We start from the raw sequence: 18,928 nt of genomic DNA, 5'->3' as shown, positions 1-18,928 counted from the left end.
CTGGGGTCAGGCTTGTACCGGCATGCCCTGGATCAGGCGTTTGGCGAGGCGGGGCTGGCGGAACTGGTCGATCCACCAGGCGAGGGCGCGGCCTTCGCTATCGCCGCGCCATGCGACGTACAAGGTGTTCGGTTCGCGCGGGTCGGCCATGCGCTTTTCGACCAGCTCGCCGCTGTCGAGCAGGGCCTTCGCTCGCGCCTTGGGTACCCAGCCTACGCCGAGCCCTTCGCGCTGAGCGAGGATCTTCGCGCGCATGGACGGTACGGCTAGCGTCGGCTGGCCGCCAACGGTGCCGTAACCCCGCGATGCGCCGCGGGACGAATCCGCCACGACGATGGCGCGATGCTTCGTCACCGTGTCGGCCTCCAGCGGCTCTTTGGCCTTGGCCAGCGGGTGGCGGGGCGAGACGGCGAAGACCCACTCCATCACGCCCAGTTCGTGCCAGCGCAGCTTGGGGATCGCCGGCGGCTCGTTGGTGGCGCCGACGACGAGGTTGGCCCGCCCATCGCGCAAGGCCTCCCAGGTGCCGCCAAGCACTTCATGGGTCAGGCGCAGGCGTACGCCGGAATCGAGGGCATCGAAGGCCTTGATCGACGGGAAGAGCAGCTCCGGCTCGAGCAGCTCGTCGGTGACGATCCAGAGGCGGTCTTCCCAGCCTCCCGCGACCTGCTTCACCCGTTGGGTGAGGCGCGAGACATCCTGCATGAGCCGCGCGGCTTCGTCGGCCAGCAGCTGGCCGGCTGGCGTGAGTTGCAGACGGTAACGCCGCCGGTCGAAGAGCAGGGCATCGAAGCGGTCTTCGAGCTGCCGGGCGGCATGCGAGAGTGTGGACGGGGCCTTGCCCAGCCGGGCAGCCGCGCGGGAGAGGCTACCGGTTTCACGGATCGCCTCGAGGAGCGCCAGTTCGTCTTCCGACAACATGTTCGACCCCATCGAACGTTTGCGACGGCGAGATGGTACGCCAATCCGCGGCGTGGCGAGCAATCTATCGTCCATCCCAACCCAACCGGAGCCACACCATGAACCGTTTCACTGGCAAGAACGTCCTCGTCACCGGCGGCACCAGCGGCATCGGTCTCGCCGTCGCCCAGGCTTATGCGGCGGAAGGCGCGCGGGTCGTCGTGACCGGTCGCGATGCCAAGGCGCTTGCCGAGGTGACGCCGACGCTTGGCGCAGGCGCGGTGGCGCTTAAGAATGATGCCTCGCAGATCGGTGATGCGAAGGCCCTGGCCACGGCACTGGCGGAGCGGGGCATCAAGCTCGATGCCGTCTTCATCAACGCGGGCGTGGCGAAGTTCGCAGCGTTCGACCAGGTGGATGAATCGCTGTGGGACCTGACCTTCAACACCAACGTCAAGGGCGCCTACTTCCAGCTCCAGGCCCTGCTGCCGTACCTCAACAAGGGTGCATCCATCGTCCTCAACGGTTCGATCAACGCGCACATCGGCATGCCCAATTCATCCGTCTATGCGGCCAGCAAGGCGGCGCTGATCACCCTGGCCCGCACGCTCTCGGCCGAGCTTCTTCCCAACGGCGTGCGCGTGAACGTGGTGAGCCCCGGCCCGGTGCAGACCCCGCTCTACGGCAAGCTCGGCATGGACGCGGCACAGCTTGAAGCCACCGCGGCGCAGATCCAGGCCCAGGTGCCGCTCGGCCGTTTCGGCCGCCCGGACGAGGTCGCCGCCACCGTGCTACACCTTTCTTCGCCGGAATCGGGCTTTATCGTGGGTACCGAGATCGTGATCGACGGCGGCATGAGCCAGCTCTGAAGCCGGTCCGCAGCCGCCTGGTTAACTGGCGGCTGAGCGTGGTGAGCCCGGGCTACCCGGGCTTCACCTGCTGGTGACGCCTCTTCCAAGCACGATCACGGCGTACCCACGGAGTGCCATGTCATGTCCGATCGTCCTTGCCAGCGCTGTGCCCTCGCACCGGGATTCACCGTGTGCCGTCGTTGCCTGGTGGCGGTGTTGAAAGGCGACACCTCGCCGGCGGCGCGGTGGGTTGCTTTTGCATGGGCCGTCGCGATGGCCTTCGCATCCGCAGGCCTGATGGTGTTGCTTGAGGCGCACGGGTTGCTTGCGTGGACGCTGGCGGTGGCGGCGATCGGCGGTGGTGCCTTGCTTGGCGCTGTGCTCACCGAGCAGCGCGGTATCCATCCGCTTGCACCGATGGAGATCATCGAGCCACATAACGACGAACAGCGCGACGCTACGTAGTTATACGTAAGACAGTTCTAACCGCCTTCCTTAACCTCGGCGCCGCACCCCGAGCCAGCACCCTGGCTTTCACGCCAGCGGTACTGCGCCATGGACACCATCCAATTGAATCGACGCGCGAACCTTCGCACGGTGCTCGACGAGCTAGCCAACGAAGGCATCACCGGTGCGGTGACGCGTGCGTCCATCCTTGGGGTGGATGATCGCGAGTTGCTCGCGATGCTGCGCGGGAAATACATCAGCAACGAATCCGCGCGTGAGATCGAGTGGGCGATGCAGCGCCGCGAAGGGTGGATGGACGAAGACCACCGCCGCGAATCCCTGGATACCTGAAGGATGCCGGCTAGGCCGGCATCCTTGGTATCGGCCGCTTAGTGGCCCAGGTTGGAAAGGAACCGCTTCGTGTACTGCAGCTGCGTCGTCGAGGGCAACGAGTTGCAGATCGGCGATGCCGTGCCCTGCGAGCAGGGGGTATCGCGATCCAGTGACCAGAAGTGCACGCCGGCCAGCTTGTTGGTCGCCGCATAGTTGGTCACGGTATCGATATCCGCCGTGGTGAATACCTCGCTGGACACATCGTTGACACCGATCATCGGCGTGATTTCGATCTGGCTGAGCGGAATGCCATAGGTGTGCTGGAGGTTGGTTACCGCCTGCACGGCCGACTGGCCCATGTCACATGCGCCATTCTTCACCACGCATACGCCGGCACCGGCGGCGCCGTAATCCATGGTCATCAGGTTGATCGTGTAGTTCTTCAACTGCGAGGCCTTCACGGCCTTCACCACGGCATCGCCGGTGCTGTTGAGGCCACCGAAGCTGCCATCGGAAGCGGCGAGCGTCGCCAGGGTGAACGAGAAGCGCAGGTTCGGGTAGATGCTCTGCGCATACACGGCCTGGCTCACCAGCGAGCTGAGCTGCTGCGGTGTCTGGCCGCTCTCGATATCGAAATCGATGCCGACGAGGTGCGAGCTGTTGTAGCGGCTGATGAACTGCGCCATGCCGGTCGCACTGCCGCAGGTGAAGACACCGGCCTGGCCGCCGGTGGAGACGACGTAGTTCACGCCGGCCGCGTTGAGTCGCGAAATATTCGCATCGGCGAAGGCCTGCGCCGGTACGCCACCCCAGTTTTCCGTGCCGCATTCGCCACTGGCGAAAGCCAGCGTGATCGCACCGAGATTCGGTACCTGGGTCGACACAAGGCTGCCGGAACCCACCACAGGGAGTCGCGTGCCGGTGACGGCCGTCGACATGATGTTCGTGTTCCAGTCGAGATTGATCGTGACGTCCTTGTACGGGCTGAAGAACAGATCGCCCGCGCCCGGCGGCGGGTTGCTCGGCGGGGGATCCGACGGCGGCGGGTCGGAGGGCGGTGTGCTGCCGCCATCGCACGCACCCTGCGAGGTCCAGGGCTGGCCGGAGCCGGCAGCACCGCTGTTGGTGGCGGGGTCGTTGCCCTGGGTCCACCAGTTAGCGACGTAGTTGACGCCATTTTCGCTGGCGACATTGCCGCCCGTGTACACCGCGCTCGCGCTCCACGCGGCGGCGCACGCCGTGGCCGCATGCGCAGCCTTCATGGGGACGAAAGAGGATAGGGCGAGGGCGATGGCGACGCCGAGCGTGCCAGTACAGCTTCCAAGCGCAAGACGAGACCGAACACCTGCATTCACGTGCATAGCGACTCTCCGTTCGAGTGGTGTTGCCGGATGATTTGGTTTTCCCCCTGTCGCCGGCGCCTGCCTTTGTCTGCCCCCGTGGCGTTGGCGCACGGTGTTCGCGGACGGCCCGACTTGTCCGGTTTAGTCCCGGATGACAACGTTGTCTATTCGGGAATTCGCGAAATGTGACGGGGTGCGCGAAGCATCCGACGAGCGGTTTTGTCGCGGTGCGACAGTATTTGCGCGGAGTAAGCGTTTACCTGCGCTGGCAGGTTAGCGGTGGCGGCGTGGTGCGTCGCGCCAGACCGGATGGCTTGGGAATGACAACGTAATCACCTGTAGGAGCGCGCTTGCGCGCGATGGGGCTGGCCGCAAGCACCCATCGCGCGCAAGCGCGCTCCTACAACGGGCCGGAAATGTTTAGCCGAGGTCTTTGATGCGGATGCTGCGGAACCAGATCTGGATGGGCGGCTTGCCCTTGTCTTCGCCACCCTGCAGCGAAATATGGCCGCGGGTGAACTTAGCGAAGTCCGGCATCTTCGCGAACTTGGTCTTTGCCACGAGCGCCTTCCACTCCGGCGTCCACAACTGCGTATCGACCGTCTTGTGGCCGTTCTGGAAGAACTGCATGTGGCCGTGGTCGACGATGATCTCGATCTGGTTCCACTGGCCGTTCTCGTGGACGTTTTCGATATCCGAGGAGATCAGGTCGAACAGGTCGCCCGAGCGCTCGTAGAGGGTGTAGCTATCGGGCTTGGTGCAGACCAGGTCGGCAATCTGCATCTCGGGGCCAGTCTCCCAGGTGTACTTGTACTTGGGTGCCTCGCTCACGTTGAACATGATCCCGGCATCGGCGCACGCGGTCATCTTCCACTCGAGCTTGAGGTCGAAGTTTTCGTACTCGGCGTCCGTGACCAGGTCGGCGAAATCGGCGTCGGGCGCCTTCAGGTCGCGATCGAGGTGAATAGCGCCGTCGGCGACGCTCCAGTCCTTGCCCGTGCCTTTTTGCTGGAACGAGTGCCAGCCGTGGAAACTCTTGCCATCGAACAGCAGCTTGAAGCCCTGGCCGCGTTCGGCATCGCTCAGGGTGTTGGGCGAATCGGCCGCGTGGACGGGCAGGGCGACGAGGCAAGCGAGTGCGAGGGCTTTCAGGGCAACACGAAGCATGGGGACGACTCCGGCACGGGAAACACCCGAGCATACAGACGTCCAGCCGGCCGTACCCGTGCCCGAAGACCTAGGCGCCGGCGTCATGCTGGCCGAGCGGGCCGGCTTATAGCTTTCGATATTTCTTGAGCTCGGTGGCGATCTGGGCCACGAGGGGCGCGGTGATCGCCGGCTTGCGCAAGAGATGCAGCTGGGCACGGAGCGCGCGCAGATCCTGCTTCGCACCCAGGGCATCGGAAAGTTTCGACATGGCCTGCGTGGCGGCTTTGTCGTGCTTTGCGCGATGGTGGGCGGTCTTGTGCGTGGCGCGCAGCACGCGCTTCCAGTACTGCAGTTGCATGCGTAACCGTCGTGCGCGGCGGCGCCAGCAGTGAAGGTTGGCGGGCGTGGCCGCCTTGCGCACGCGCTTTTCCGCCGTGACGACGCGGCGCTGCTGTTTATCGAGCGCAGCTTCGATCACCCCGCGTTTCAACGCGCGCCACGGTAGCCGTTCAATCAGGTCGCCGAGGTCGCGCACCGCGCGGCGGCGTTTCAGGAATCGGGGATCCTTGTGCAGCGCCTCGACCAGCCGGCCATCACGCCGGTGCTCAAGGGTGGTGATCGCATCGCCCCAGGCGGCCGACGGCCGTGGCCCCGCAAGGTGGTGGGCCAGCGTGGCGGCGACATGCGCGTCGCGTAGCGGCGACAGTCCCGTGGCCAGCTTGCCGATGCGAGCCTCGATCTCAGCCAGGGAGCCGCCGAAGGTATCGGCGCCCAGGCGGAGCAGGCTCTTTAGCCGGCGCAAGCCCTTGCGCGCCGCATGGATGCCGGCGTGCCGGTCCTTCGTATTGGCCAGTGCGCGCGCGATGCCCCGGCATTCGCGCGAGGCGAACAGGGCCAGGGCCATAGGGATGGTGGGTGTCGTCTTTGGCGGCATCGGCATGTGTATAGCATGTGACGGCCGGAATGGCCGTATTCGGCGATCCTGACACCAGACGGTCATACGGCCTTGCTAGTTGTGGGCGGGTCATGACCGGAGGCACGCGATGAACAGCACCGTCCTGAGCTCCCAGCCCGTCAGCTCCCCGCAAACCCGCCTGATCAGCCTCCTGGGGTTCGGCGGCCTGCTCCTTGCCGCCCTGATCTACGTAGGCTCCCAACTGGGCCACGACCTGACGGTCGCGCCGGCCAGCCCCACCTTCGAATATGTATTGCTGGGCATCGCCTTGCTGATCGCCCTCGGTTTCGAGTTCGTCAACGGGTTCCACGACACGGCCAACGCCGTGGCGACGGTGATCTATACGCGTTCACTGCCAGCTACGTTCGCGGTGGTGTGGTCCGGAAGCTGGAACTTCATCGGTGTGCTGATCTCGAGCGGCGCGGTGGCCTACGCCGTGCTCCAGTTGCTGCCGATCGGTCTGGTGCTGAACGTAGGCAACGGGACCGGCTTCGCCATGGTGTTTTCGCTGCTTCTGGCCGCGATCATCTGGAACCTCGGCACGTGGTGGCTCGGCCTGCCGTCCTCCAGTTCGCACACACTGATCGGTTCGATCATCGGCGTGGGCGTCATGAACCAGATGATGAATGCCGGTGATGCCAACGCTGCGGTGGACTGGAGCCAGGCGCTCAGCGTCGGCAAGTCGCTGCTGTTCTCGCCGCTGATCGGGTTCGCGCTGGCGTACCTCTTGCTGCTCGCGCTGAAGACCTTCGTCAAGGTGCCCGAGCTTTACGACGAGCCGCATGGCGACAAGCCGCCGCCGTTCTGGGTGCGCTGCCTGCTGATCCTCACCTGCACCGGCGTGTCCTTCGCCCACGGTTCCAACGACGGGCAGAAGGGCATGGGCCTGATCATGCTGATCCTGATCGGCACGGTGCCGAGTGCCTACGCCCTGAACAAGGCGGTGACCACCAGCGAGACGCAGACCTTCGTGTCCGTGGCCCATCACGCCAGCGAGACCCTGGCGCGCTACGCCACCGGGGTGACGGTGGTCGACGATGCGCGCCACGAGATCGAAACCTATATCCAGACCCGCCATGCCACGCCGATGACGTTCGCTGCGCTTAACCAGCTCACGACCACGGTGGCCAACCAGGTGGCGCAGCGCCCCTCGCTGGCGGATCTGCCGCAGCACGAGGTGAACAACGTCCGTAACAACATGTACCTGAGCTCGGAGGCGCTGCGCCTGATGGCGAAGGACCAGCAGCCGAAGTTCGCGCCGGAAGACCAGGCGGTGCTCGACAACTATCACGGCTTGCTGGACAAGGCGACGAAGTTCATCCCCACCTGGGTGAAGGTCGCCGTCGCGATCGCCCTGGGCCTGGGTACAATGGTGGGCTGGCGGCGGATCGTACGCACCGTCGGTGAGCGTATCGGCAAGCAACACCTTACCTATGCGCAGGGTGCGTCGGCCGAGGTCGTCGCCATGCTCACCATTGGCGCGGCGGATCGCTTCGGCCTGCCGGTGAGCACGACGCATGTGCTGTCGTCCGGCGTCGCCGGCACGATGACGGCCAGCGGATCGGGCCTGCAATGGGGCACGGTGCGCAACATGTTGTTGGCCTGGGTGCTGACGTTGCCGGTATCGATCGCGCTGGCCGCCGTGCTGTTCTGGCTATTGCGCCACGTGTTTTAGCGGGAGCCGGGGCGCGGGCGCCAGAAGCGCTCGCGCTGGTGTTCCTCGTGGAAGTGCGTATCCAGCGGCCGCACGAGGTCGCTTCGCGAGACGATGCCCACCAGTTTGCGTGAGCGCGGCCCATCCACCACCGGCATGCGTTCGAGCTGGTGGACCGCCATGCGGGCGGCGACCTGCTGGCAGGTGTCCGTGCCAAGGGCGACCTCCACTGTCTCGCCAACCATCGCTTCGCCGACGGTGCGCAGGCGGCCGGCATCCATCCAGCGTTGCAGCGAGGCGCGATCGACCATGCCTGTGACACTGCCTTCCGATACCACGGGGAAGGCCCGGTGTGTCTGGCCCGCGCCAAAGAAGGCGTCGAGCACGGTGACCAAGGGCGTCGATGCATCGACGGCTTGCACCTGGGCCGTCATCACTTCGCGCACCGCGTGCCGCTCCAGCGGATCCACGCCGTACTCGCGGAAGATGTGATATCCGCGGCGGGCGATCTTCTCCGTCATGATCGAGCGCCGCATGGTGACGGTGACGAAGGCATGCGCGGTCAGCGTCGCGGCGAGCAGCGGGAGCATGGCGTGGCTGTCGTGGGTGAGCTCGAAGCCGAAGACGATGGCCGTCAGCGGTGCGCCCAGCGTGCCACCCAGGGTGGCCGTCATGCACACGAGCGGCCATAGCATGGGATCCGCGCCAGGCAGGATCCGGCTCAGCACGACGCCCAGGCCCGCACCCAGCATCAGCAACGGGGCGAGCACGCCGCCCGAGGTGCCGGAACCCAGCGCCACGACCCACATGATGGCCTTGACCACCAGCAGCCCCACGGCCACCTGCATCAGGACATTCTGGTGCAGCAGGTCGTCGATGACGTCATAGCCAACGCCCAGTGCGCGCGGCTCGATATATCCGCCAACGCCGATAACGATGCCTGCCAGCGCGGGCCACCACATCCAGTGCAGCGGCAGCTTGGCGAACAGGTCTTCGACCTTGTACAGCGCCATCGAGAGGGCCGAAGCCAACATCCCGGAGAGCAGGCCAGCGACCACGCACGAGAACAGCGCGACCATCTGCGGCTGCCCGGTTTCCAGCGGGAAAATCGCGCCCGTGCCGAACCACACGGCGCGGCCGAAGCCGGCCACGGCGCAGGCGACGGCGACCGGGATGAAGCTGCGCGGGCGCCATTCGAACAGCAGCAGTTCGACGGCCAGGAGCACGGCGGCGAGTGGCGTGCCGAACACGGCGGTCATGCCGGCGGTGGCACCGGCGACGAGAAGGGTTTTCCGCTCCGCAGCGGTCAGGCTGAGGGTCTGCGCGAGCAGGGAGCCGAGGGCGCCGCCCGTCATGATGATCGGGCCTTCCGCGCCGAACGGGCCACCGCTGCCGATCGCGATGCCCGAAGCCAGGGGCTTCAGCACGGCCACCTTCGGCGACATGCGGCTCTTGCCGAACAGGATGGCCTCGATCGCTTCCGGGATGCCGTGGCCGCGGATCTTCTCCGTGCCAAACCGCGCGATCAACCCGATCACCAGGCCGCCCACGATGGGTACGGCGATCACCCACAGGCCCAGGGTGTTCGTCGCGGGCGAACGATCCGCGAACGAAAACTGGCCGAAGAAAAACAGGTTGGTGAACAGGTGGATCAGGTGGATGAGAACAAACGCGGCCAGCGTCGAGAGGATGCCGACAGGCACCGCGAGGCCAGCCATGAGCGGCATGCGCGGGTTCGCGAAGAAGTCGCGGCGGGAGGTGTCGTGGCTCATGTGTCGTCGTGGGGGAGGTTAGGGATAACGAAGGTGCCCTGCAGCGATCGCAGTTCGGCACGGTGCATGGCGGCCAGCTTGATCAGCATGGCCTCGCCTTCGCCGGTGAGGCGTACCTCAACGACGCGGCGGTCTTCGGCTGAGGGTGAGCGCGCGACGAGGCCAAGTTCTTCGCAGCGCGTGACCAGGGCGACAACGCCGTGGTGCTGCGCCTGCAAGCGCTCGGCAAGTTCCCCTACAGAAGCCCATTCGCGGCCGGGGTAGCCTTTGATGTGCAGCAGCAGGAGGTATTGCAGCGGGGTCAGCCCCGCATCTTTCGCCGCATTTTCCGAGAACCGCTCGAAGCGGCGAATCTGGTGGCGAAAGTCCGAGAGTTGCTCGAAGTCGGCCTTCGTCAGGCCGGAGGGTTTCCGTGGTGGTGTCATGCACGAGTGAGGTATCGGGTGGATCAGATAAATATATCACAACATGATGTATGTGGCTTTGACGCTGTGCTGGAAGCGGCTAGACTTGTACAGCAAATTGCACAAGTCGAGGCCGATATGCGCGCTATCAACTATTCCGAGGTCCGGAACAACCTCGCGACCGTCCTTGATACGGTTGTGGACGATGCCGAAGTGGCGGTGATCACGCGCCGCGGCGACGCCGACGGCAGCCGGGCGGTCTACCTCGTTCCTGCGCGGCTGTGGGAAAGCATGGAGGAAACCGCCTACCTTCTCTCCGGCGCGAACCGCGGCCACATCCTCGAAAGCCTGCGCCAGGCGCGGGCGGGCGAAGTGTTCGAGCGGCCGTTGATTGAAGACGAGTGAGCCCGCATGGCACGGAAGCTCACATTTACGTCAAAAGGCTGGGCCGACTACGCGTCCTGGGCAGACGATCGCAAGATGCTCGCCCGCGTGAACCTGCTAATCAGGGAGTGCCTGCGCACGCCCACTGAGGGCCTGGCCAAACCAAAGCCGATGCGCGGCGATCTTGCCGGCGCCTGGTCGCGGCGCATCGATGAGAGGCACCGCCTGGTCTATCTGTTCACCGACCACGAACTCGAAGTGATCGCGTGCCGCCTGCATACGACGGAGTAGCGGTCTTCGCTACTCCGGGCGAACGAAGAACAGCAGGTCGTTCTCGACCGTGGTGCTGTAGCGATCGAGCGGCAGGTCGTTCGGCATCACGTCGAACGGATCTTCGATCTGGTCGCCGAGCGCATCCAGGCCGAAGAACGTGTACGCCAGGATCGCCACGACCACCGGCGTGAACCAGCCCATGACGCCCACGAGGCAGAACGGCAGGAAGAAGCAGTAGACGTGTACCGAGCGGTGCAGCAACAGGATGTACGAGAACGGGATGGGCGTGCCGCTGATCCGTTCGCAACCGGCGAGGACATGCGAAAGCTGGCTGAGCTTCAGGTCGATCTGCGCAAGAAGGATAGGGTCCGTGCGTTCGGTGCGTGCGGCGTCAGCCAGGTCGATGCCAAGCCGGTGCACGAGGTAGGCGGGCCGGTTTGGCGCCGCCAGGGTTTCTTCGGCGAGGCGCGGCGATAGCCAGCGGCTGACATCCGCGGTGGGGTCGGTGCCGCGCAGGTGGTGGCGCAAGGCGTGGGCAAACGCGATCAGCATGCCCATGAGCGTGGCGCGCTCGGTCGCGTCGGCGCCAGGCAGGAAGGCGCGCACCTGGCGCGCGATATCGCGTGCGATGGTGATCAGCTCGCCCCAGAGTACCCGCGCCTCCCACCAGCGCTGGTAGGCCACCTGGTTACGGAAGCCAAGGAAGATCGCGAGGGTGAGGCCAAGCAGCGTTAGCGGCGTCGCGTTCAGCCCGGTACCGAACCAGCCGTAGCGCAGGTCGAGCACGGCCACGATGAGCGAAAGGAATACGGTGTAAAGCACCCGCCGCCAGATGACCGGCATGATGGTGCCGCGGTAAGCGAACAGGAGGGAACGAAGGCCTGGGGTGCGGGTGTTCGATGACATGACCGCTATCGTACGCCTTCAGGCTTCCGGCTCGTCGGCCTTCTTCCGGCGTCGTTTTGGCGCAGGCTGCGCCAGCAGTGCCTGCAGATACGCCACGCCTTCTTCCTCAGGGAACCAGGCCACCACGTCGGCGACGGTCAGCTGGTACTGAAGGCGCAGGGCTTCGAAAGCGGTACGGGCCTCGGCGAGGGGATCGACACGCACGGTTTTCGGCCGGCCGGGCTTGCGCTTCTCAGCGGCGGGTGGCGGCGCGACATCCTTGCGATCGGCTTGCTGGCGTTCGAGAGCGGCGAGTTCGTCCTGGAACTGTCTGAAATCGTATTTACCGGACGAATTCATGCACTTCAGTCTGTTACGGCGTGGGGCTCCATTGTGGCATGGCCGGATGTCGGAAATTTGAGAATCCAGGACATCGTGGGGAGCTCAGCGTCTCAACTGACGATTCACGCGGCCCGGAATGTCGCTACCAGCACGTCGCGATGCGAGGCCTTCGCCGGATCGAGTGGTGACACGGGCGTGACGCCGTGGAACACCCTCGGATCGTGGATGAGTGCCGTATCCAGCGGCCGGGTAAGCGTGAACTCACCCAGCGACCTGCCATCCGGTGAGTGGATGGTGGTGGTGCCGCTGGCGATGTTCTCCCGGTCGATGAGCAGCACCATCACGTAATCCACGCCGTCGCGATGGCTGCCTTCGGGCGTCGGCTCACCGGCGGCCCCCGCCGTGGCTTCAATGCGGAACTGGTGGGTTTCGATGTGCCAGTGCGCGACCTCTGGGGAAAGACCGCCAAAGAAGTCGCGGCAGAAGTCCAGGATGGCCAGCATGCTCGGCCCGGTGGCGATCTCGGGCAGCACCGGCTCGAACCAGCGTTCGATGTCGCCTTGCAAGGTGTTGTACGCCAGCGTCTGGTAGTGCGCCTGGTGCGTGCGGACCTCAATCGGCCCGAAGCGCTCCGCGGCGTACGTGGCGTGGCGGCGCCGACGGAAGCGGCCGGTGGCGGCCAGGTAGGTGTCGGGCTCGAGCGCGTTCCAGCTCGCGGTGAAGGCATCCCAGTCGGCCAGCCGTGAGGTATGGCTAACCAGGTCTCGCATGGTGTCGCCGTGCACGAAGGCGAAGCCCTCGTCCCGCACCTGGTCGTGGAGGGTGATTTCGGTCGCTTCGAGGGGGGCGTTCATTGGCGAAGTATACGCCCGGCCGTGGGGACCGGGCTGCGACAAAACGCAACAAGCGCATGCCTACAGGGGTTTCATGACCTGCGGCTTATCCAGTGCCGCCAGCAAGGGCGCGTCGCGGCCATAGATATCGTTCTTGAAGCCGAGGCGGCCTTCGTCGTCGATATCGACGGTCCAGTAGGCCAGCAGGATCGGGACGGACGTTGGCAGGGTGACGTTCTGTGTCTTGCCGGTGGCGATACGGGCGTCGATGGCGTCGCGGTTCCATTTTTCGTCGTCGTTGAACAGCAGTTGCACCAGGTCGAGCGGGTGCTCCACCCGGATGCAGCCCGAGCTGGTATCGCGCTTGGCCTTCGAAAACAGCTCCTGGTGCGGTGTGTCGTGCAGATAGACAGCAAACGAGTTGGGGAAACGAATCACCACCTGGCCGAGCGAATTGCCCGCACCGGCATCCTGGCGCAAGGTAATGCCGCGCGGGTTCGACCAGTTCACGCCTGTCGCCGGGATGGTGTTGCCGGCGCTATCGAGCACGCGGATCCGGTTATTGGCGAGGTAGGCAGGATTGGCCCGGATCTTCGGCAGCACGTCGTTCTTCAGGATGGTGGGTGGGATCGTCCAGGTGGGATTGAAGGTGATGTAGGTGATATCCGAGCGGAAGATCGGCGTGCTGCGGTAGGGCTTGCCCACCTGGACACGGGATTTCCAAACCGGGTTGCCGTCGCGGTAATAGGCGACCTTGAATCCGGCCACGTCCACGACCACGAAGGTGCCGGGCAGGGCGTGCAGAAGCCAGCGTGCCCGCTCCAGGTTCGCGCGGACCTGGCCGATGCGTTGGGCCACGGGCACGTTCAACGCTGCGAGCGTATCGGTGCCTACCGCGCCGTCCACGTCGAGGTAGTGATCCTGTTGGAAGCGTTTCACCGCTTCGGTGACCGCGGTGTCGTAGTGCTGGCCGTGGTTGAGGGCCGCGTCCAGGTAGCCACCTGCGACCAGGCGGGCGCGCAGTGCGGTGACGCGCGGATCCTGCATGCCGGGCTTGAGCGACGGGCCATCCGGCACGCCGGGCCATTCCCCGTTCGACGCGGTGGCGCGCAGTTGCGCAAGACCGTCGCGCAGCTTGCCGTAGAGCGGATTCTGCGGGCGTGCCTGGGCAAAGGCCTGGCCCACCGAGTGCTGATCGATCGAGGTCTCGAGCATGGCCAGGCCCTGCTGCGGATCGATGGCCAGGGGGTCGATGTTCCATACCGGGTCGAGCCGGGTGGGGTCGACCTTGCCTCGTGCGAGCTGGACCAGGGCCGTCATGTAGGCCCGGGTCGCCATGAGGTCAAAATCGGCATGTTGCTCCGGGGTGGCATCCTTGAACCCGGGCGCCTGCCAGATGTTGCGCAGGGCATCCAGCCCGTAATCCTGCGGCAACAGGCCGTCGGCCTCGACCGAGCCCAGCCCGGTGAACAATTGATCGACGTTATCGGCCTCAGCCCACGCGGGCGAGAAATGGCGTTGGGTATAGAAGTCGGAGAGCGCCTGGCCAATGGCAGCCTCGCGCCGTGTGAGTGGCCCGCCCTGGATGGGCGCCATGGCCGCGATACGTGCGTAGATGGCCTGGGCGGCCGGGTCGTCCGGCGGCGGGGGCTGCGGCGCGATGACGCCCGTCGATGATCCGGGAGCTGGCGCCACGATCGGTGGCGGGCTGGCGGCTGATGCGGCCGCCGGCGGGCTCTGGGCGTTGCCGCACAAGGGCAGGGCCAGGGCCAGGAGAGCCAGGGAGGAGACCCTGCGGAGCCGCATTTCCATAGTCATTATCTATAGCTTCCTGTTTTTAGTGCGGTGATTCCTTCACCCTTTCACATATATGAAGGGCAAAGATGTGACGGCGTTGTGGTGAATAAATGATCACCACGTTAGGATCGGCCGATCTGTAGTCCCTCGGCTGGCCTGATGATCCGATCGATCCGTACGCTCATGGCGTCCGCACCGCTTCTCGGTGTAGTCGCTTTCCTACCGCTCCAGGCACATGCCGCTGATTCGCTCGGCGCCGCCCTCGCCAAACTGGCACCCTCCGCTGATCCCAAGGTGATTGGACTTGCCGTCCAGGCCTCTGAGTGCGCGGAAAGCCAGGGCGGCACGCCCTCGAACCGCCTCGCGGTCATCGATTACTCGAAGCCTTCGTCGCAGCCCCGGCTCTGGGTGTTCGATACGGTGAACCGGAAGCTGCTTTTCCAGGAGCTGGTGGCGCACGGCAAGAACAGCGGCGATGCCGATAGCACGAAGTTCTCCAATGCGCCGAATAGCCTGGCCTCGAGCATCGGGTTGTTCCGCACCTCCGATACCTACATCGGCAAGAACGGCTACTCGCTGCGCATGACCGGCCTGGAGCCGGGCGTGAACAACAATGCGCTGGCGCGGGCGATCGTGATCCACGGCGCCGCTTACGTGAACGAAGCGATGGCCCACGCGGCGGGTCGCATCGGGCGTAGCTGGGGTTGCCCGGCCGTGAGCACGGCGGTGGCGCACAAGCTGATCGACGCGCTCAAGGGTGGCCAGATGGTGTTCTCGTACTACCCGGACAAGAAGTGGCTGGGCTCGTCGAACTACCTCAAGTGCAGCAGCAACCAGCTTGCGCGGGCCGAGGCCGTGGCCGCCGTGCAGGCGGGGACCTGATCAGCACGCGCTCTCTCGGTTAGAATCCCGGTGACCTTACCGTGGAATCCAGCATGAAACACGTTCTTGCGATCGCCGGCTGCATCCTCCTGGCCGGCTGCGCCACCAGCGGCATGAAAGACACCCTGCCCAAGCTCAGCAGCAAGACGGGCAAGAGCGTGCCGGCCTACGTCCAGTGCGTCGTGCCGAAGTGGCAGGCCCTGGCGAAGGATGCGAAGGGCGACGCGAAGGACGACAAGGGCGTGGTCACGGCCAGCGACGACGGCAAGCACGAGCGCCTCGAAGTCACCGCTAACGGTGCGGGCGCGCAGGTCGTGATGTACGAAATCCAGAAGTACAAGAAGGGTGCCGAGTACGACGGCCACTTCCGCGAAGAAGCGATTTCCTGCCTGTAATGTAATGCGGGAGCGGCTGGCGTTCGCCACGGCCACCGATTCTGTAGGAGCGCGCTTGCGCGCGATGGATCTTGCCGCAAGCCCCATCGCGCGCAAGCGCGCTCCTACAAGAGATCCAGCGTTTGATCCGGCAACGGCTCGACCAGGCTTGGGTCGTCGTTTTTCGGCGAGCCTACGGCCTTGGGTACCGGGTAATACACCAGCTCGGGTTCGTTCGCGGCATCGAGCAGCGGTAGCGCCACATCGCCTGGCGCGAACAGCCAGTCTTCCCATGCCTCCGGCGCCAGGATCACTGGCTGGCGATCGTGGATGTCGCTGCCCACCTTGCCGGGCTCGCCCGTGATGATGGTGTAGCTGCGCATCGGCTCGCCGTCTTCGCCGCGCCACACTTCCCATAACCCCGCGAAGAGTAGCAGCCCGCCGTCGGCCGGGCGGATGAAGTACGGCTGCTTGTTGCCTTTTTCCCCCTGCCATTCGAAGTAGCCCGAAGCGGGCACGAGGCAACGGCGCTTTTTCACGGCGGCGCGAAACGCCGGCTTTTCCGCCAGGCCCTCGCGACGGGCGTTGATCAACCGGGTGCCGATCGATGTGTCTTTGGCCCACGAGGGCACGAGGCCCCAGCGACACAGGCCCACGTCGGCGTGCTGGTCGTCGCGCGCGGTGATCACCAGGGCGCGCTGCGTCGGCGCAATATTGAAGCGATCCTCACGCTGGTTGATCTCACTCGACAGGTCGAGTTCCATGCGTTCGAGCACGTCGCGGGCTTCCCGCGAGAGGCTGGCCGGGCCGTAGGTGGCATAGCGTCCGCACATGCATCCAGCATACCCCGGCCCCTTGCCACGGGGTGCACGCGAGCCGCACACTCGCCGCGTCCTTGGGGGAGGAATGCATGGCCCGATTGCTGATGATCGGCTTACGCCTGGAGGCGGGGTCCGATGACGCCGAGCTGGTGAGGCTCGTGCGCGAAGCGCTGCACGTCGCGCGGCGCCGTGGCTATCTGAGTGCGTTGCCGCCGCGCCTGGCACGGACCGAGGCGGGCACGTTGTTGCTGCTCGCCGAGCTGGTTTCCGTGCGCACCGTCGATGCCATCGATGAAGATCCCGACCTGCAGGATCTGGTGATGCAGATCTCGGCCATTTCCGAGTCGTTCCCTTTGAACTCTCTGGTCGAATTCAACGCGAACCGCGTGACGTTCGAGACCCTGGACGACTAAGGCCCCTGGCGCGGCGGCTGCGGATGCCGTGGCCGAAGCTGGCGGGCATCGTCGATCGCGCTTAGCAGCTGGCCGCGGTCAAAGGGCTTTTCGAGGAACACCGCGCTGAGCGGGAAAGGCTCCAGGTCCTCGGGGAGACGGCTTGAGACGACAACGATGGCCGTCTTGGGCCGCTCGCGCAGCACGGCCTGGAGCAAGGCGGTGCCTCGCCGCTCGCCCGGCGTATCCGCGTGGATCACCAGTAACGAGAGTTCGGGCATGTTCTGGTAGGCCCGTTTGGCGTCGCGGTAGGTCACGGTGGCGCGCGCGGCATAGCCCGCGTCATCCAGGACCATGGCGACGGTTTCGGCCACCATGCTGGCGCGGTCGAAAACGAGGGCGTCGGGGCGGTTGCTCATAGGGTGCAGTCTAGTCCCGGCGGGGCTTGGTAGGGCAAGTTATTCGGCGGCCTTTTCCGGCGGCCAGCTGGCGTTGATCGCCTTGACCTGGGCCATCATGGCGCGGACTTCCTCGTCCCGGTCAGCGATCCGTTTCTCTTCCGCCGTGCGCTGTGCCGCGTAGTCATGGTTGGTGCCCTCGACGGCGTCGTTGACGAGGCGGCAGGTTTCCTCGAGGTGGGCGGCACGGGTGTGGAAACCCAGGCGGTCGGCCAGGATCTCCATGCGCAGCCCTGGGTGGCTCTGTTCAAGTGCCCGGGCCCTGACGACGAAGAATTGTTGCCACTCGCGCTCCGGGGCTCCGCTGAGAATAGCCTCAACCCTCGGAATGTCGGGTCGGTCGAACTGGCCAATGTCGTCGACGGCTTCGAACGATTCGATCTCGATCCAGTCGCGGCTGGCCATGGCGGGGCTTCCTAGGGGGTGGTTGGGGGCGGCATTGTTCGGTCCGCCGCGTGCAGGCGGCGTCACGGCACTTCACTCGCGATGCACATCTGCGAAAGAATGCTCGGCAGGTCCCCCAAGGAGTTCCATGCCATGCGTTACCTCGCCATTGCCGGCCTCGTCCTGCTTACCGGCTGCGCCACCCAGAATGAGCGCCACGTCGGTATCCACGATGTGCTGTCCAGCACCACCTTTGCTTACCAGGATCCCTCCGATGGTGATGCCACCCTGACCCTGGTGCGCGACCAGGGACTGTGGGGCGCCGGCTGCTCGACAGCGGTCTATGTCGATGACAAGGCGGTCGCCGATATGGAAATCGGCCAGCAGCTCGTGCTGCACGTGCCGTCGGGTGCCCGCAAGCTCAGCATCCTGCCGCACGGCGCCTGCAGCAGCGATCGTATCGATGCCGATGCCACCGTGGGGCAGGGCGAAGCGAAGAGCTTCTCCATTCCGGCCAGCGGCGAAGGCCTGGCTGCCGCTACGCCCGCTGCACCCAAGGCCTGAGCTGTCACATAGTGCTTGTCATGGGCGGCGCGATGGCGCAAGAATCCCCTATCGCATCGCATCGCATCGCGTCGCCCCACGGGAGTTCCGTCACATGCACCGGCGCATCGTTGGCCAGTATTGCGTCGAGGTACGCACCCTTCGCAATGCCACGGGGCTGTGGAAGTCGGCCTATATCGTCGAGCTGGCGCATGCCGGCCCGCGTGATTTCGTCATGATCACCCTTCTGGAAGAGTTCCTTGACGAGCGCGCCGCCGTCGATGCGGCCATGGAAAAGGGCTGCAAGCACGCCGGTTGGCTCGCCAGTGCCCGTAATGCCTATTCGGGCTGACGTGACCCCCGCGCCGACCTGCCCGTAACGCGCCCGCGACGAATCCAACCCTACGGTCGCCCCATGGAGGGCAATGGGTCCTCCCATGGCCGGAGTGCCCCTGGTGCGGATCATCCTTTACCTGCCGTATAACGCCGCACCCCGCGGGCAATGGATCGTGCGCCGCAATGCCGACCTCGCCGGGCAGTTCGCGACCCGCGAGGATGCGTTCCGGCATGCCCGTCAGCTCCTGGCTGCGATCCGGGCTCAACCGGGTCATCACGCCGACCTCAAGATCGAGGATGAGAATGGCAACTGGCGCTACAGTGAGACACTGAACGAGGCCGTGACGGGCGCCTGAGGCGGCTGTCGCAGGATCTGAGACCGGGCCGCGGGATAAACGGGCACCGTTCCCGTGCCC

The 18,928-nt window shown here is 65.3% G+C and carries 25 protein-coding genes; 12 read left to right on the top strand and 13 right to left on the bottom strand.

Features of this window, described 5'->3' with window-relative positions:
• Window positions 1–6: 6 nt before the first annotated feature.
• Window positions 7–921 (bottom strand): LysR family transcriptional regulator, encoded by a 915-nt coding sequence (locus L2Y96_RS11310; protein ID WP_247325607.1) that lies wholly within the window; start codon window positions 919–921, stop codon window positions 7–9.
• Between the two features lie 98 nt (window positions 922–1,019).
• Between L2Y96_RS11310 and L2Y96_RS11305 the strand changes: the two genes are divergently transcribed.
• The 3 genes from L2Y96_RS11305 to L2Y96_RS11295 all read left to right on the top strand — a co-directional run bounded on the left by L2Y96_RS11305 (window position 1,020) and on the right by L2Y96_RS11295 (window position 2,549).
• Window positions 1,020–1,769, top strand: a complete 750-nt coding sequence (locus tag L2Y96_RS11305; RefSeq protein ID WP_247325605.1) for an SDR family oxidoreductase — start codon at window positions 1,020–1,022, stop codon at window positions 1,767–1,769.
• Between the two features lie 123 nt (window positions 1,770–1,892).
• Window positions 1,893–2,216, top strand: a complete 324-nt coding sequence (locus L2Y96_RS11300; protein WP_247325603.1) for a hypothetical protein — start codon at window positions 1,893–1,895, stop codon at window positions 2,214–2,216.
• 90 nt (window positions 2,217–2,306) lie between these two features.
• Window positions 2,307–2,549, top strand: coding sequence for a hypothetical protein (locus L2Y96_RS11295; RefSeq protein WP_247325600.1), 243 nt, complete (start codon window positions 2,307–2,309; stop codon window positions 2,547–2,549).
• A 38-nt stretch (window positions 2,550–2,587) separates the two neighbouring features.
• Here L2Y96_RS11295 and L2Y96_RS11290 read toward each other — a convergent pair whose 3' ends face one another.
• From L2Y96_RS11290 to L2Y96_RS11280, 3 genes are all read right to left on the bottom strand, one after another.
• The gene (locus tag L2Y96_RS11290; RefSeq protein ID WP_247325598.1) at window positions 2,588–3,793 is read right to left on the bottom strand and encodes a carbohydrate-binding protein; all 1,206 of its coding nucleotides are present in this window, start codon (window positions 3,791–3,793) and stop codon (window positions 2,588–2,590) included.
• Window positions 3,794–4,294: 501 nt separating this feature from the next.
• Entirely contained in the window at window positions 4,295–5,041 is a 747-nt protein-coding gene (locus L2Y96_RS11285; RefSeq protein ID WP_247325595.1) for a 3-keto-disaccharide hydrolase, read from the bottom strand.
• A gap of 106 nt (window positions 5,042–5,147) precedes the next feature.
• Window positions 5,148–5,963, bottom strand: coding sequence for a CHAD domain-containing protein (locus L2Y96_RS11280; protein ID WP_247325592.1), 816 nt, complete (start codon window positions 5,961–5,963; stop codon window positions 5,148–5,150).
• Between the two features lie 103 nt (window positions 5,964–6,066).
• Here L2Y96_RS11280 and L2Y96_RS11275 point away from each other — a divergent pair, with 103 nt between their 5' ends.
• Complete coding sequence (locus tag L2Y96_RS11275) at window positions 6,067–7,653, top strand: inorganic phosphate transporter (RefSeq protein ID WP_247325590.1); 1,587 nt, start codon at window positions 6,067–6,069, stop codon at window positions 7,651–7,653.
• On the opposite strand, the gene L2Y96_RS11270 is transcribed toward L2Y96_RS11275, so the two are convergent.
• On the bottom strand, window positions 7,650–9,404 hold the full coding sequence (locus tag L2Y96_RS11270) for a chloride channel protein (protein WP_247325587.1): 1,755 nt from the start codon (window positions 9,402–9,404) through the stop codon (window positions 7,650–7,652). The two genes, L2Y96_RS11275 and L2Y96_RS11270, sit on opposite strands and share 4 nt — an antisense overlap.
• Window positions 9,401–9,829 (bottom strand): MarR family winged helix-turn-helix transcriptional regulator, encoded by a 429-nt coding sequence (locus L2Y96_RS11265; protein WP_247325585.1) that lies wholly within the window; start codon window positions 9,827–9,829, stop codon window positions 9,401–9,403. Before L2Y96_RS11265 ends, L2Y96_RS11270 begins: the two co-directional genes overlap by 4 nt.
• 117 nt (window positions 9,830–9,946) lie before the next feature.
• On the opposite strand from L2Y96_RS11265, the gene L2Y96_RS11260 reads away from it, so the two are divergent.
• Together L2Y96_RS11260 and L2Y96_RS11255 are read left to right on the top strand one after the other, a co-directional pair.
• On the top strand, window positions 9,947–10,213 hold the full coding sequence (locus L2Y96_RS11260) for a type II toxin-antitoxin system Phd/YefM family antitoxin (protein ID WP_247325583.1): 267 nt from the start codon (window positions 9,947–9,949) through the stop codon (window positions 10,211–10,213).
• A gap of 6 nt (window positions 10,214–10,219) precedes the next feature.
• Window positions 10,220–10,483: a Txe/YoeB family addiction module toxin gene (locus L2Y96_RS11255; RefSeq protein ID WP_247325582.1), complete on the top strand. Its 264-nt coding sequence runs from the start codon at window positions 10,220–10,222 to the stop codon at window positions 10,481–10,483.
• A 9-nt stretch (window positions 10,484–10,492) separates the two neighbouring features.
• On the opposite strand, the gene L2Y96_RS11250 is transcribed toward L2Y96_RS11255, so the two are convergent.
• The 4 genes from L2Y96_RS11250 to L2Y96_RS11235 form a co-directional block, all read right to left on the bottom strand.
• Window positions 10,493–11,371: a bestrophin family protein gene (locus tag L2Y96_RS11250; protein WP_247325581.1), complete on the bottom strand. Its 879-nt coding sequence runs from the start codon at window positions 11,369–11,371 to the stop codon at window positions 10,493–10,495.
• Between the two features lie 18 nt (window positions 11,372–11,389).
• Entirely contained in the window at window positions 11,390–11,710 is a 321-nt protein-coding gene (locus tag L2Y96_RS11245) for a 2-hydroxyacyl-CoA dehydratase (RefSeq protein ID WP_247325580.1), read from the bottom strand.
• Window positions 11,711–11,814: 104 nt separating this feature from the next.
• Window positions 11,815–12,546: a 2OG-Fe dioxygenase family protein gene (locus L2Y96_RS11240; RefSeq protein WP_247325579.1), complete on the bottom strand. Its 732-nt coding sequence runs from the start codon at window positions 12,544–12,546 to the stop codon at window positions 11,815–11,817.
• Window positions 12,547–12,606: 60 nt separating this feature from the next.
• Window positions 12,607–14,343, bottom strand: a complete 1,737-nt coding sequence (locus tag L2Y96_RS11235; protein ID WP_247325578.1) for a L,D-transpeptidase family protein — start codon at window positions 14,341–14,343, stop codon at window positions 12,607–12,609.
• A 162-nt stretch (window positions 14,344–14,505) separates the two neighbouring features.
• Here L2Y96_RS11235 and L2Y96_RS11230 point away from each other — a divergent pair, with 162 nt between their 5' ends.
• Together L2Y96_RS11230 and L2Y96_RS11225 are read left to right on the top strand one after the other, a co-directional pair.
• On the top strand, window positions 14,506–15,204 hold the full coding sequence (locus L2Y96_RS11230; RefSeq protein WP_425492623.1) for a murein L,D-transpeptidase catalytic domain family protein: 699 nt from the start codon (window positions 14,506–14,508) through the stop codon (window positions 15,202–15,204).
• A 53-nt stretch (window positions 15,205–15,257) separates the two neighbouring features.
• Window positions 15,258–15,599: a hypothetical protein gene (locus tag L2Y96_RS11225; protein ID WP_247325576.1), complete on the top strand. Its 342-nt coding sequence runs from the start codon at window positions 15,258–15,260 to the stop codon at window positions 15,597–15,599.
• A gap of 104 nt (window positions 15,600–15,703) precedes the next feature.
• Here L2Y96_RS11225 and L2Y96_RS11220 read toward each other — a convergent pair whose 3' ends face one another.
• Window positions 15,704–16,411 carry an SOS response-associated peptidase gene (locus L2Y96_RS11220; RefSeq protein ID WP_247325574.1) on the bottom strand — a complete coding sequence of 236 codons (708 nt, stop codon included), beginning with the start codon at window positions 16,409–16,411 and terminating at the stop codon, window positions 15,704–15,706.
• 77 nt (window positions 16,412–16,488) lie between these two features.
• On the opposite strand from L2Y96_RS11220, the gene L2Y96_RS11215 reads away from it, so the two are divergent.
• On the top strand, window positions 16,489–16,812 hold the full coding sequence (locus L2Y96_RS11215; protein ID WP_247325571.1) for a hypothetical protein: 324 nt from the start codon (window positions 16,489–16,491) through the stop codon (window positions 16,810–16,812).
• Here the strand turns inward: L2Y96_RS11215 and L2Y96_RS11210 are convergent.
• Together L2Y96_RS11210 and L2Y96_RS11205 are read right to left on the bottom strand one after the other, a co-directional pair.
• Window positions 16,809–17,210, bottom strand: coding sequence for a response regulator (locus L2Y96_RS11210; protein ID WP_247325569.1), 402 nt, complete (start codon window positions 17,208–17,210; stop codon window positions 16,809–16,811). The genes L2Y96_RS11215 and L2Y96_RS11210 overlap by 4 nt on opposite strands.
• A gap of 39 nt (window positions 17,211–17,249) precedes the next feature.
• Window positions 17,250–17,654 carry a hypothetical protein gene (locus tag L2Y96_RS11205; protein WP_247325567.1) on the bottom strand — a complete coding sequence of 135 codons (405 nt, stop codon included), beginning with the start codon at window positions 17,652–17,654 and terminating at the stop codon, window positions 17,250–17,252.
• 132 nt (window positions 17,655–17,786) lie between these two features.
• On the opposite strand from L2Y96_RS11205, the gene L2Y96_RS11200 reads away from it, so the two are divergent.
• The 3 genes from L2Y96_RS11200 to L2Y96_RS11190 all read left to right on the top strand — a co-directional run bounded on the left by L2Y96_RS11200 (window position 17,787) and on the right by L2Y96_RS11190 (window position 18,868).
• Entirely contained in the window at window positions 17,787–18,197 is a 411-nt protein-coding gene (locus L2Y96_RS11200; RefSeq protein ID WP_247325566.1) for a hypothetical protein, read from the top strand.
• Window positions 18,198–18,291: 94 nt separating this feature from the next.
• The gene (locus L2Y96_RS11195) at window positions 18,292–18,528 is read left to right on the top strand and encodes a hypothetical protein (RefSeq protein WP_247325565.1); all 237 of its coding nucleotides are present in this window, start codon (window positions 18,292–18,294) and stop codon (window positions 18,526–18,528) included.
• 85 nt (window positions 18,529–18,613) lie between these two features.
• On the top strand, window positions 18,614–18,868 hold the full coding sequence (locus L2Y96_RS11190; RefSeq protein WP_247325564.1) for a DUF2188 domain-containing protein: 255 nt from the start codon (window positions 18,614–18,616) through the stop codon (window positions 18,866–18,868).
• Window positions 18,869–18,928 lie beyond the last annotated feature (60 nt).

The sequence above is a fragment of the Luteibacter aegosomaticola genome, from assembly GCF_023078475.1.
Lineage (GTDB): Bacteria > Pseudomonadota > Gammaproteobacteria > Xanthomonadales > Rhodanobacteraceae > Luteibacter > Luteibacter aegosomaticola.
The sequence above is the reverse complement of the archived record's forward strand: the minus strand, read 5'-3'. Positions and strand labels throughout refer to the sequence as shown.

Coding starts and splice junctions, on each gene's coding strand:
- L2Y96_RS11285 (WP_247325595.1), bottom strand. CDS start 5,041: ATGCTTCGTGTTGCCCTGAAAGCCCTCGCACTCGCTTGCCTCGTCGCC.
- L2Y96_RS11265 (WP_247325585.1), bottom strand. CDS start 9,829: ATGACACCACCACGGAAACCCTCCGGCCTGACGAAGGCCGACTTCGAG.
- L2Y96_RS11235 (WP_247325578.1), bottom strand. CDS start 14,343: ATGACTATGGAAATGCGGCTCCGCAGGGTCTCCTCCCTGGCTCTCCTG.
- L2Y96_RS11255 (WP_247325582.1), top strand. CDS start 10,220: ATGGCACGGAAGCTCACATTTACGTCAAAAGGCTGGGCCGACTACGCG.
- L2Y96_RS11280 (WP_247325592.1), bottom strand. CDS start 5,963: ATGCCGATGCCGCCAAAGACGACACCCACCATCCCTATGGCCCTGGCC.
- L2Y96_RS11190 (WP_247325564.1), top strand. CDS start 18,614: ATGGCCGGAGTGCCCCTGGTGCGGATCATCCTTTACCTGCCGTATAAC.
- L2Y96_RS11225 (WP_247325576.1), top strand. CDS start 15,258: ATGAAACACGTTCTTGCGATCGCCGGCTGCATCCTCCTGGCCGGCTGC.
- L2Y96_RS11240 (WP_247325579.1), bottom strand. CDS start 12,546: ATGAACGCCCCCCTCGAAGCGACCGAAATCACCCTCCACGACCAGGTG.
- L2Y96_RS11245 (WP_247325580.1), bottom strand. CDS start 11,710: ATGAATTCGTCCGGTAAATACGATTTCAGACAGTTCCAGGACGAACTC.
- L2Y96_RS11230 (WP_425492623.1), top strand. CDS start 14,506: ATGGCGTCCGCACCGCTTCTCGGTGTAGTCGCTTTCCTACCGCTCCAG.
- L2Y96_RS11310 (WP_247325607.1), bottom strand. CDS start 921: ATGTTGTCGGAAGACGAACTGGCGCTCCTCGAGGCGATCCGTGAAACC.
- L2Y96_RS11270 (WP_247325587.1), bottom strand. CDS start 9,404: ATGAGCCACGACACCTCCCGCCGCGACTTCTTCGCGAACCCGCGCATG.
- L2Y96_RS11305 (WP_247325605.1), top strand. CDS start 1,020: ATGAACCGTTTCACTGGCAAGAACGTCCTCGTCACCGGCGGCACCAGC.
- L2Y96_RS11220 (WP_247325574.1), bottom strand. CDS start 16,411: ATGTGCGGACGCTATGCCACCTACGGCCCGGCCAGCCTCTCGCGGGAA.
- L2Y96_RS11205 (WP_247325567.1), bottom strand. CDS start 17,654: ATGGCCAGCCGCGACTGGATCGAGATCGAATCGTTCGAAGCCGTCGAC.
- L2Y96_RS11195 (WP_247325565.1), top strand. CDS start 18,292: ATGCACCGGCGCATCGTTGGCCAGTATTGCGTCGAGGTACGCACCCTT.
- L2Y96_RS11295 (WP_247325600.1), top strand. CDS start 2,307: ATGGACACCATCCAATTGAATCGACGCGCGAACCTTCGCACGGTGCTC.
- L2Y96_RS11260 (WP_247325583.1), top strand. CDS start 9,947: ATGCGCGCTATCAACTATTCCGAGGTCCGGAACAACCTCGCGACCGTC.
- L2Y96_RS11215 (WP_247325571.1), top strand. CDS start 16,489: ATGGCCCGATTGCTGATGATCGGCTTACGCCTGGAGGCGGGGTCCGAT.
- L2Y96_RS11210 (WP_247325569.1), bottom strand. CDS start 17,210: ATGAGCAACCGCCCCGACGCCCTCGTTTTCGACCGCGCCAGCATGGTG.
- L2Y96_RS11275 (WP_247325590.1), top strand. CDS start 6,067: ATGAACAGCACCGTCCTGAGCTCCCAGCCCGTCAGCTCCCCGCAAACC.
- L2Y96_RS11200 (WP_247325566.1), top strand. CDS start 17,787: ATGCGTTACCTCGCCATTGCCGGCCTCGTCCTGCTTACCGGCTGCGCC.
- L2Y96_RS11300 (WP_247325603.1), top strand. CDS start 1,893: ATGTCCGATCGTCCTTGCCAGCGCTGTGCCCTCGCACCGGGATTCACC.
- L2Y96_RS11290 (WP_247325598.1), bottom strand. CDS start 3,793: ATGAAGGCTGCGCATGCGGCCACGGCGTGCGCCGCCGCGTGGAGCGCG.
- L2Y96_RS11250 (WP_247325581.1), bottom strand. CDS start 11,371: ATGTCATCGAACACCCGCACCCCAGGCCTTCGTTCCCTCCTGTTCGCT.